We start from the raw sequence: 9,918 nt of genomic DNA, 5'->3' as shown, positions 1-9,918 counted from the left end.
TGGCGACACCGCCGGATAGGCTGCTGTCTGGCGTTCGGCAATGCCGACACTGCCCGCCGCCACTCGCTTGCGTGGGGTGCTCAGGCGCGGGCTGGCCAGGCGTTCGTCGACCAGGCCCATGAAGCCGAAACCCGGGGCGAAGCCCAGGGCGAACACCGGATAATCGCGCTCGCCGTGCAAGCGGATCACCTCGGCTTCGCTCAGGCCGCTGCGGGCTGCCAGCACAGGAAGCTCAGGGCCGACACTGGCGTGGTACCACACTGGGATTTCGTGACGGCGACCGCCACTGCCGGCGTCTGGCCGCAAACCGTCCAGCGCTTGCTTGATCAATGCCCTCGCCTCGCCCGGCGGCAGGTCGAATTGCACCATCAGCGTGGTATAGGACGGCACCAGATCCAGCAAATGTTCACCGAACGCCACGCTCAAGCGTTGGCTGGCGGCAAGCATCCAGGACATGTTGGCCTCGTCGATACGCTCGAACAGGCGCACCATCAGGCTATCGAAGGCCACTACTTCAACGCGTGGGTTCATCGTGGCTCCAGTGCATCGAGAGCCAGGCGAATCTGCCGCACAGCCGCCACCGAACTGTCGTTGTCGCCATGCACGCACAGGGTGCTGGCCACCAGCTTCAGTGCACTGCCGTCGTCCGCCACCAGCGTGTCGCCCCGGGCCAGGCGCACGGCCTGCTCCACCACAAGCGCCGGGTCGTGGTGTACAGCACCAGGCAGGCGCCGCGACCGCAGGTGACCACTGGCGGTGTAGGCGCGGTCGGCGAAGGCCTCGAACCACAGTGGCACGCCGATCTCGTCGCCCAAGGCCTGGGCCGCGCGGTTGTCGGCCGTGGCCATGAGCATCAGCGGCAAGGTGCTGTCGTAGGCCGCCACGGCCTCCAGCACGGTACGCAGCTTGAGCGGGTCGGCCATCATGTCGTTGTACAACGCGCCATGGGGTTTCACATAGGCTACGCGGCCGCCCAGCACCTTGCAGATGCCGTCCAGGGCGCCGATCTGATAGTGCAGCATGTCGCGGATTTCCTCGTTGCTGCAGGCCATGGAGCGGCGGCCGAAACCGGCCAGGTCCGGGTAGGCCGGGTGCGCACCGATGCGCACCCCATGCTCCAGCGCCAGGGCGACGGTGCGGCGCATGATGCCTGGGTCGCCGGCGTGGTAGCCGCAGGCGATGTTGGCGCAATCGATGTAAGGCATCACTTCGGCATCCAGGCCCATGCGCCAGCTGCCGAAACTCTCGCCCATGTCGCAATTGAGTAGCAGGCGTTCCACCGCGCGGCCTCCGTTGTTTTTGTTGTCCATATGCCTACCTTACCGCGCCTGCAGCTGTTTGCCGCGTGTTTCCGGCAAGCTCAGCGCGGCCACGATCACCACGCCGTAGGACACGGCCGAGAACACGCCAATGCCCAGGCCCAACGGGACTTTCTGGCCCAGCATGCCGATCATCAGCGGGAACAGTGCCGCGATGACCTTGCCGATGTTGTAGCAGAAGCCCTGCCCCGAACCGCGAATGCGGGTGGGGAACAGTTCAGTCAGGAACGCCCCCATGCCGCTGAAGATCCCCGAGGCGAAGAAGCCCAGCGGGAAACCCAGCCACAGCATGACCCCATCGCTGACTGCCATCTGCGTGTACAGCAGCACGATGACGAACGAGCCCACGGCAAACAGGATGAAATTCTTCTTGCGCCCCAGCAGGTCGGACAGATAAGCGCTGACCACATAGCCGATGTACGAGCCGACGATCACCATGGCCAGGTAGCCGCCCGTGCCCAGCACGCTCAGGCCGCGCTCGTTCTTGAGGAAGGTAGGCAGCCACGAGGTGATGGCGTAGTAGCCGCCCAGCGCGCCGGTGGTCAGCAGCGACGCACGCACGGTGGTCCACAGCATGCCGGGGGCGAAAATTTCGTAGAAGTGCGAAGGTGCCTCGGCGTTTTCCACCGCCTTGGCCTCGCGGTACACCTCCGGGTCTTTGACCAGCCGGCGAACGAAGATGACGAAGATCGCTGGCACCAACCCCAGCAGGAACAGTGCACGCCAGGCCTGCTCGGCCGGCAGCCAGGAGAACAGCAGCGCATAGAGGATGGCGGTAAGGCCCCAGCCAAGCGCCCAGCCGGACTGCACCATCCCGACCGCCTTGCCGCGGTCTTGGGCACGGATGACTTCGCCGATCAGCACCGCACCGGCGGTCCACTCACCGCCAAAGCCGAAACCCATCAGGGTACGGGCGATCAGCAATTGTTCGTAGTTTTGCGCAAAGCCGCAAAGGAAGGTGAAAAAGGCGAACCACAGTACCGTCAACTGCAGGGTACGCACCCGGCCGATACGGTCGGAAAGAATGCCTGCCACCCAGCCACCCACGGCCGAGGCGATCAGCGTGCTGGTGTGGATCAACCCGGCCTCGGTGGTGGTGATGCCCCACAGCATGATCAGCGTGGGGATGACGAAGCTGAGCATCTGCGTGTCCATGCCGTCCAGGCCATAGCCGATCTTGCAGCTCCAGAAGGTGCGCCGTTGTTGTGAGTCGATATCGCGATACCAGGCGAATGGCCCGGACGAAGAGGGGGAACTGACCTGCTGCTGCACGCCGGTGGGGTTCATGCTTGCCTCGGCTTGTTGGTATTGTTTTATAGGCGACTTGAGGGTCGCGGCCTGGGCGTCATTGTTCAGAGGCCGTGTCGCCTGCGTCCAACGAGAAAAACCGCCGGTCTGGAACAAGAAAAACTGATCATGAACCTTCGCTTCCTCGAAACCTTCGTCTGGGTCGCCCGGCTCAAGAGCTTCCGCCTGACCGCAGAAAAGCTGTTCAGCACCCAGGCCTCGGTGTCCAGCCGCATCGCCGCGCTGGAGGCTGACCTGGGCGTGAAGCTGCTGCTGCGCGATTCCCGCGGCGTCAGCCTGACCCCGGAGGGCGGCAAGGTGCTGGAATATGCCGAGCGCATGCTGGAAACCGCCAAAGCCATGAAGCAGTCGCTGGACAGTGACCGGGCCAAGCTTGGACGCATCCGCATCGGGGTGATGGACACGGTGATCCACACCTGGATGAGCGCGCTGGTGGCCGAGCTGACCGAGCGCTACCCGCAGGTGGAGATCGAACTGGTGGCCGACACTGCGCTGAACCTGCGCGAGCAGCTGCAAAAGGGCTTTCTCGACGTGATCCTGCAGACCGACCTGCTGCGCGAGCAGTCGATCCGCAGCCTGGACCTGGCACGTTACCCGATGGGCTGGGTGGTGGCGGCCGGTTCGCACCAGCACCGCGACTATGCATCGCTGGCCGAGCTTGGCCGTGAGCGCATCATCACCTTCTCGAAGAACTCTCGGCCGCACCAGGAGGTGCTGAGCCTGCTGCAGGGCGCGGGGGCCGAGGCGCCGCGACTGAACTGCGTGAATTCCGTAGCGGCGATTACGCGGCTGCTGCGCGACGGGTTTGGCATTGGTGCGCTGCCGCCGGCGCTGGTGGACGGTGAGCTGGGCCGGGGTGAGCTGGTGTTACTGACGGGGCTGCAACCCCCGCCGAGCCTGGAGCTGGTGGTGGCCTGGCAGACCGGGGTGGCGCTGGTGGATGAGGTGGTCGGGGTCTGCCGGCAGGTGCTGGAGCGGTATGCGCGGGATGTGGGGGGGCGACGGATTGTGTTGGCTTCGTAGCTGTTCGCCGCTAGGTTTTCCGCGCCTGTGAGATCGAGCGCCGCCCGCGCGGCGCATCGCGGATGAATCCGCCCCTACATTTGTTGCAACGTGCCGCACCTGTCAGGCCATGGTTGTCAGTCTTTGGGATCAGATCCAGATCGCATCCCAATGGGGATAGTCACCGATTCTGGTCACCAATCCTGCTCTTAATGGGTTGGCAATGATGTACCTGGCGGCCTTGACTGCATCTTCTTCCCTGCGCAGAGCGCGGTCGTGATAACCGGCTTGCCAGACGGGGACCGTGAGGGCTCCAGACTTTCGCAAGCAGTGGCTTGACCTCGCTTTGAAGCGACGCATCAGTGTGCTCAGAGTTATTTCTTTCAGCTCGATCAGCCAATGTACATGGTCAGGCATGACAACCCAGGCCAGTGAATGGCAGCTGTTCTCCTGCTCTGCCATGCGCAGATGGCGAATCACGATGCGTGCGCGCTGGAAATTGTCGAACAACGGGTGGCGGTTCTGAGTGACTGTAGTGAGCACAGAGCCTGCCCGGTTCTGAGCACCTACGGCGGCGCAGCAGGCAGCCTTTCGGGCTGAGCATGACGGTCATCCATGAATTGTCTATTCACGTTTCAGCCTAGAATTGCCTGCAATTGGTGCTCGGACGATATGGTTTGCAAATGTGTCCCGAGTTCATGTCATGCGCCAAAGCAGGCGACCATGGCGCAACAGGTTAGGCACGTTGCAACAAATGTAGGAGCGGATTCATCCGCGATGCGCCGCGCGGGCGGCGCTCGATATCCCAAGCACTGTATTGCTCAAGGCGAACGTCAGCGCCAGCTCTCTTTGACCGCCCCACGCCGCCCGCCGAGGATCAGCCAGCCAATCCCAAGCAACAGGCTCTCGACCAGGAACGCCAGAACAAACCCTGCACCAATCCCCCAGCCAACCGCCTCGGGCACCAGCAGAATCTGGTAGCTGTAGCTATTGAGCGTTTCTTCACGCAACTGCGGGTCGGCCTGCACCAGCACATGCCAGGTCCGCTGTGCCCAGGGCCCTTGCAGCGCCTGCCATTCGTTTTCCAGCAATTCGTTGCGGATCATCAGGCTTTCGACGCTGTTGGCATCACTATTGAACACCGGGTCGTCGCTGCTGCGGTAATGCCGCAGCAGCGCCTGCAGGTCGCCGTCGAAGAAGCGTTCGGCGGTCTGGCGGAAGCCATCCAGCGCTTCGCGCGACTCGAACAGGTGCGCTTCGACGCGCTGGCTGTAGTCCTTGACCAACCCCGGGACCTGGATACCGGCCAGCAGGCCGAAGGTGAACAGCAGCAACCGCAGGTAACTTCTGAACATGCAGCGTCCTTAGCTCTGGCCGTGCGCTGTGCACTCGCCGTGCCGCCACAAGGCCCATTGACCCGGCTCGTAGCGCTGCCAGGTCTCGTTCTCGGTCAGGGCCTCGGTGGCGATCACCGTGACCACGTCATTGGGGGTGGTTTCGGTATGGAAATCGACGATCAGGTCGACATCCTTCAACCGCGCTGCGCCAAACGGTGCACGTCGGGTGATGTGCACCAGCTTGGTCGAGCAGAAGCAGAACAGCCAGTCGCCATCGCTGAGCATGCAGTTGAACACGCCCCGGCCACGGTAGCCGGCACAGGCTTCGACCAGCACCGGCAGCAACTGTTCCACCGGTACGGGTTCGGGGAAGGCGCTGCGGATGCGGTTGAGCAGGTCGCAGAAGGCAGCTTCGCTGTCGGTGTCGCCCACCGGCCGGTAGAAGCTGACCTCGCCCTTGAAGTCGCCCAACTGGCCGTTGTGCGCGAAGCACCAGTTGCGGCCCCACATTTCCCGCACGAAGGGGTGGGTGTTGGACAGGCAGACCTTGCCGACGTTGGCCTGGCGGATATGGCCGATGACCACTTGGCTTTTTATCGGGTAACGCTGCACCAGGTTGGCCACTTCCGACTCGCTGCTCGCCGCCGGGTCCTGGAACAGGCGCAGGCCACGGCCTTCGTAGAAGCCGATGCCCCAGCCGTCACGGTGCGGACCGGTACGGCCACCGCGCTGCATCAGCCCGGTGAAACTGAAGACGATGTCGGTCGGGACGTTGGCACTCATGCCCAGCAGTTCGCACATGGCGTGTCTCCGCTTACAGACGGGGCTCGACCCGGCCACCGCCGCGCGGGGCGGCTGGGGGCGGGTTGTCACGGTAACGGTCGTGGCGCTCGGCGGCCAGCGGGGCCTGGGTGCCGAGCTGGTCATCCTCGGCCACCTCGCGCTGGGCGGCGGCTTCGGCCTGGGCGCGGCGCTCGCGGGCGCGCTTTTCCAGCGGCCAGCGCAGCAATACGAAAAGCAGATACAGGCCGAACGCGATCAAACCGTACATGGCGAAGTCGGAAACGGCGCGCCAGGCGTTGTTGCCAACCTTGAAGGCGACATCCAAAGCAGTGATGGCGATGGCCGGGGCGAAGCTTTCCTTCACCGGGTCGACGATGGTCGGGGTCAGCAGCAGCACGGCCAGTACCACCCGCAGCGGTTCGCGCAGCCAGCGCCACATCCAGCCGGTGAGCTTGAAGCCAACCAGCAGGCAGCCCAGGGCGGCGACAGCATAGAGGCCCCAGGCGAGGGTGTAGTCGTTCTCGGTCATGGTGTTCGTGCAAGCCAGGCAAAGAGATGCCTATGATAAACACTTTTCCGGGCGCACACAGTGTTTGCCTGTACCGCAGCGAAGCGGCCGGCACAGGCAACCCCAATCAAGAGATCCTCAATGCCAACCAAGCCCCAACCCCCAATCGCCCACCAGGCCCAGGCCGCCGACCCCTATGCCTGGCTGCAACAGCGCGACACGCCCGAGGTGCTCGCCTACCTGCAGGCCGAAAACGCCTACCAGGAGGCCTGCCTGGCCGAGCAAGCGCCCTTGCGCGAGCAATTGTTCGAAGAAATCAAAGGCCGCATCCTCGAAACCGACCTGTCGCTGCCGGCACCGTGGGGCCCCTACCTGTACTACACCCGCACCACCGCGGGTGACGAGTACCCGCGCCACTACCGCTGCCCGCGCCCGGCCGACGATTCGAACACCGTCGATGAAAGCCGCGAGCAACTGCTGCTCGACCCCAATGCCCTGGCCAACGGCGGCTTCCTGTCGCTGGGCGCGTTCAATGTCAGCCCCGACCATCGCCTGCTGGCCTACAGCCTCGACACCAGTGGCGATGAAATCTACACCCTGTACGTCAAGGACCTGGCCAGCGGCAGCGTCACCACCCTGCCCTTCGACGACTGCGACGGCAGCCTGACCTGGGCCAACGACAGCCAGACACTGTTTTTCGCCGAGCTGGACGACACCCACCGGCCCTGGCGCCTGCGTCGCCACACGCTGGGCAGCGACAACGCCCAAACCGTGTTCGAAGAGCCTGACGGGCGCTTCTTCCTGCACTGCTACCGCACCAGCTCCGAACGCCAGCTGGTCTTGCTGCTGAACAGCAAGACCACCAGCGAGGCCTGGGTGCTGGACGCCGAAACCGCGCAGGCGCCGTTCACCTGCCTGGCGCCGCGGGTCGAAGGCCACGAATACTTCCCCGACCACGGCCAGCTCGATGGCGAGTGGCGCTGGTTCATCCGCACCAACCAGGACGGCATCAACTTCGCCTTGTACCACGCCCAGGTCTCGCCGGTACCACGCCGTGAGCAATGGCAGGTGTTGGTGCCGCACCGCGACGCGATCATGCTCGAAGGCCTCAGCCTGAATGCCGGCGCCCTGACCCTGAGCCTGCGCGAGGGCGGCCTGCCGATCATCGACGTGCGCCCGCAGGGCCTGCCGGCCTACCGCGTCGAGCTACCAGACGCCGCCTACAGCCTGTACGTGCAGGACAGCCTGGAGTTCGCCAGCACGCGCATCCGCCTGCGCTACGAGGCACTCAACCGCCCGGCGCAGGTACGCCAGCTGGAACTCGCCAGCGGCGAGCAGGCTGTGCTCAAGCAAACCCCGGTGCTAGGTGCATTCGATGCCGATGACTATGTCAGCGAGCGCGTGTGGGCCACTGCGGCGGACGGTACCCAGGTGCCGATCAGCCTGGTGCGCCGCCGCCAGGACCTTGGCCAGACCGTGCCGCTTTACCTGTATGGCTACGGTGCCTACGGCGAGAGCCTGGACCCGTGGTTCTCGCATGCCCGCCTGAGCCTGCTGGAACGCGGCGTGGCCTTTGCCATCGCCCATGTGCGCGGCGGCGGCGAACTGGGCGAGGCGTGGTACCGCGCTGGCAAGCAGGAGCACAAGCACAACACCTTCAGCGACTTCATTGCCTGCGCCGAGCACCTGATCGCCGAAGGCGTGACCGCTGCCGAACGCCTGGCCATCAGTGGCGGCAGCGCCGGGGGCCTGCTGATCGGCGCGGTGCTGAACCTGCGTCCCGAGCTGTTCCGTTGTGCGATTGCCGAAGTACCGTTCGTCGACGTGCTCAACACCATGCTCGACCCCGAGCTGCCGCTGACCGTGACCGAGTACGACGAATGGGGCAACCCTCAAGAGCCGCAGGTGTACGAGCGAATCAAGGCCTACGCCCCCTATGAAAACGTGAAGGCGCAGGCCTACCCGGCGATGCTGGTGGTGGCGGGTTACAACGACAGCCGCGTGCAGTACTGGGAAGCGGCCAAGTGGGTGGCACGGCTACGCACGCGCAAGACCGACAGCAACCTGCTGCTGCTCAAGACCGAGATGGGCGCCGGGCATGGCGGAATGAGCGGGCGGTATCAGGGGTTGAAGGATGTGGCCCTGGAGTATGCGTTCGTGTTTGGCGAGCTGGGTGTGGCGTAAAATTTACAGTTGAGCCCGTGCGCCGTCCCTGTGGGAGCGGGTTTACCCGCGAAAAAGGCTCCGCGGAGGATGGCACGGGCTTCGCCCGTGTTCGCGGGTGAACCCGCTCCCACAGGGGGCTGGTGTCGACCGGAGTTGTTCAATCATCCTGCCCCGCCGGCTTCGCAGGCTCTGGCCGGATCCCCGGCAATGGCTGGTCCTTCGGCGGCCCGGGCACCGGCATCGGTGGCAACAACGGTGCCCCCGGCTGGCTGTCATAGGCCTTGGGCGGTGTGCTCGGGGTTATCTGCGGGTAAGGCGTGGGCGTTGGCGTACCCGGTGCACCCGGCACCGGCGTGGTCAGCCGGGGGGGTGTACTGGCGGCTTCAGCCAAGGGCAGGCCAGCCACAACCAGCGCGGCGAGGATCGCGTGAAACATCAGCAACCTCCTGTCGGGAACCTTCCTACAGGCTACGCCTAAATCGAAGCTTTCGCCTGTCCGCCTGCCCGGCAAGCGCGCTAGACTCAATGCCATAACCGTCATCTGCCTGATCAGAACAAAGGAAACACCATGAGCGCCACCTCTTCCGCCGCCGCCACCGCGCGCCTGGACCGCATCCTGGCCGATGCCAAGCGCGACAAGGAAATGGGCTACCGCGACAAGGCCCTGAGAATGTATCCGCACGTCTGCGGCCGCTGTGCCCGTGAATTCGCCGGCAAGCGCCTGAGCGAGCTGACCGTGCACCACCGTGACCACAACCACGACAACAACCCGCAGGACGGCTCCAACTGGGAGCTGCTGTGCCTGTACTGCCATGACAACGAGCACTCGCGCTACACCGACCAGCAGTACTTCAGCGATGGCTCGCTCAGCACCCCGAGCATTGCCAAGGCCACCCACAACCCGTTTGCCGCGCTTGCCGGGATGATGAAGAAAGACTGACCATCGATTCGCCCCCCGCTGCTACCGGGCAGCCCGTATAATCGCGCTTTTTTCGCGAAGGGCCCCGGTACGTGGCAAACAAACGATACAGCTGCATCGGCCTGTTCAACCCCAAGTCTGCCGAAAACGTCGGCTCGGTGATGCGCGCCGCCGGCTGCTATGGCGTCAATTCGGTGTTCTATACCGGCAAACGCTACGAACGCGCCCGTGACTTCGTCACCGACACCAAGCGCGTGCACTACGACATTCCCCTGATCGGCATCGACGACCTGCAGCGCATCATCCCGCTGGGGTGCACACCGGTAGCGGTAGAGCTGGTGGAGGGCGCGCGGCCGCTGCCCGAATACACTCACCCGGACCGGGCCATCTATATCTTCGGGCCGGAGGATGGTTCGTTGAGCGAGGATGTGCGGGCGTGGTGTGAAGAGACCATCTATATCCCGACCGAAGGTTGCATGAACCTGGCGGCGACGGTGAATGTGGTGCTGTATGACCGTTTGGCCAAGGGGTTGAATACCCGTTCGGGGCCCAAGTTCAAGTAAGGAAAAAGGCCGC

Annotated in this window: 11 protein-coding genes and 1 pseudogene; 4 read left to right on the top strand and 8 right to left on the bottom strand. The window is 64.3% G+C overall.

The window, feature by feature from the left end:
* The 3 genes from HP547_RS05550 to HP547_RS05540 form a co-directional block, all read right to left on the bottom strand.
* Nucleotides 1–531: allophanate hydrolase subunit 1 (locus HP547_RS05550; RefSeq protein WP_172285693.1), on the bottom strand; the 531-nt coding region annotated here is incomplete at its 3' end.
* Entirely contained in the window at nt 528–1,310 is a 783-nt protein-coding gene (locus HP547_RS05545; protein ID WP_172285692.1) for a 5-oxoprolinase subunit PxpA, read from the bottom strand. The genes HP547_RS05550 and HP547_RS05545, both read right to left, overlap by 4 nt.
* Before the next feature lie 9 nt (nt 1,311–1,319).
* Complete coding sequence (locus tag HP547_RS05540; protein WP_172285691.1) at nt 1,320–2,606, bottom strand: MFS transporter; 1,287 nt, start codon at nt 2,604–2,606, stop codon at nt 1,320–1,322.
* A gap of 129 nt (nt 2,607–2,735) precedes the next feature.
* On the opposite strand from HP547_RS05540, the gene HP547_RS05535 reads away from it, so the two are divergent.
* Complete coding sequence (locus HP547_RS05535; RefSeq protein ID WP_172285690.1) at nt 2,736–3,650, top strand: LysR family transcriptional regulator; 915 nt, start codon at nt 2,736–2,738, stop codon at nt 3,648–3,650.
* Nucleotides 3,651–3,779: 129 nt separating this feature from the next.
* On the opposite strand, the pseudogene HP547_RS05530 reads toward HP547_RS05535, so the two are convergent.
* The 4 genes and pseudogenes from HP547_RS05530 to HP547_RS05515 all read right to left on the bottom strand — a co-directional run bounded on the left by HP547_RS05530 (nt 3,780) and on the right by HP547_RS05515 (nt 6,278).
* A pseudogene (locus HP547_RS05530) lies at nt 3,780–4,233 on the bottom strand (transposase).
* 229 nt (nt 4,234–4,462) lie between these two features.
* Nucleotides 4,463–4,984 (bottom strand): DUF2937 family protein, encoded by a 522-nt coding sequence (locus HP547_RS05525; protein ID WP_172285689.1) that lies wholly within the window; start codon nt 4,982–4,984, stop codon nt 4,463–4,465.
* A gap of 9 nt (nt 4,985–4,993) precedes the next feature.
* A complete protein-coding gene (locus tag HP547_RS05520) occupies nt 4,994–5,767 on the bottom strand; it encodes a class II glutamine amidotransferase (RefSeq protein WP_172229332.1) in 774 nt (257 codons plus the stop codon).
* 13 nt (nt 5,768–5,780) lie between these two features.
* Nucleotides 5,781–6,278, bottom strand: coding sequence for an MFS transporter (locus HP547_RS05515; RefSeq protein WP_172229334.1), 498 nt, complete (start codon nt 6,276–6,278; stop codon nt 5,781–5,783).
* A 120-nt stretch (nt 6,279–6,398) separates the two neighbouring features.
* On the opposite strand from HP547_RS05515, the gene HP547_RS05510 reads away from it, so the two are divergent.
* Nucleotides 6,399–8,441: a S9 family peptidase gene (locus tag HP547_RS05510; RefSeq protein ID WP_172285688.1), complete on the top strand. Its 2,043-nt coding sequence runs from the start codon at nt 6,399–6,401 to the stop codon at nt 8,439–8,441.
* 139 nt (nt 8,442–8,580) lie between these two features.
* Here the strand turns inward: HP547_RS05510 and HP547_RS05505 are convergent, their stop codons facing one another.
* The gene (locus HP547_RS05505) at nt 8,581–8,859 is read right to left on the bottom strand and encodes a hypothetical protein (protein ID WP_172229338.1); all 279 of its coding nucleotides are present in this window, start codon (nt 8,857–8,859) and stop codon (nt 8,581–8,583) included.
* 132 nt (nt 8,860–8,991) lie between these two features.
* Here HP547_RS05505 and HP547_RS05500 point away from each other — a divergent pair, with 132 nt between their 5' ends.
* Nucleotides 8,992–9,363, top strand: coding sequence for a YajD family HNH nuclease (locus tag HP547_RS05500; RefSeq protein WP_172229340.1), 372 nt, complete (start codon nt 8,992–8,994; stop codon nt 9,361–9,363).
* A 71-nt stretch (nt 9,364–9,434) separates the two neighbouring features.
* Nucleotides 9,435–9,905, top strand: a complete 471-nt coding sequence (locus tag HP547_RS05495; protein WP_172229342.1) for an RNA methyltransferase — start codon at nt 9,435–9,437, stop codon at nt 9,903–9,905.
* Nucleotides 9,906–9,918 lie beyond the last annotated feature (13 nt).

It is taken from the genome of Pseudomonas sp. CM27 (assembly GCF_013179515.1).
Lineage (GTDB): Bacteria > Pseudomonadota > Gammaproteobacteria > Pseudomonadales > Pseudomonadaceae > Aquipseudomonas.
Note: the sequence above shows the minus strand (reverse complement) of the source record. Positions and strands in the feature narration are given on the sequence as shown.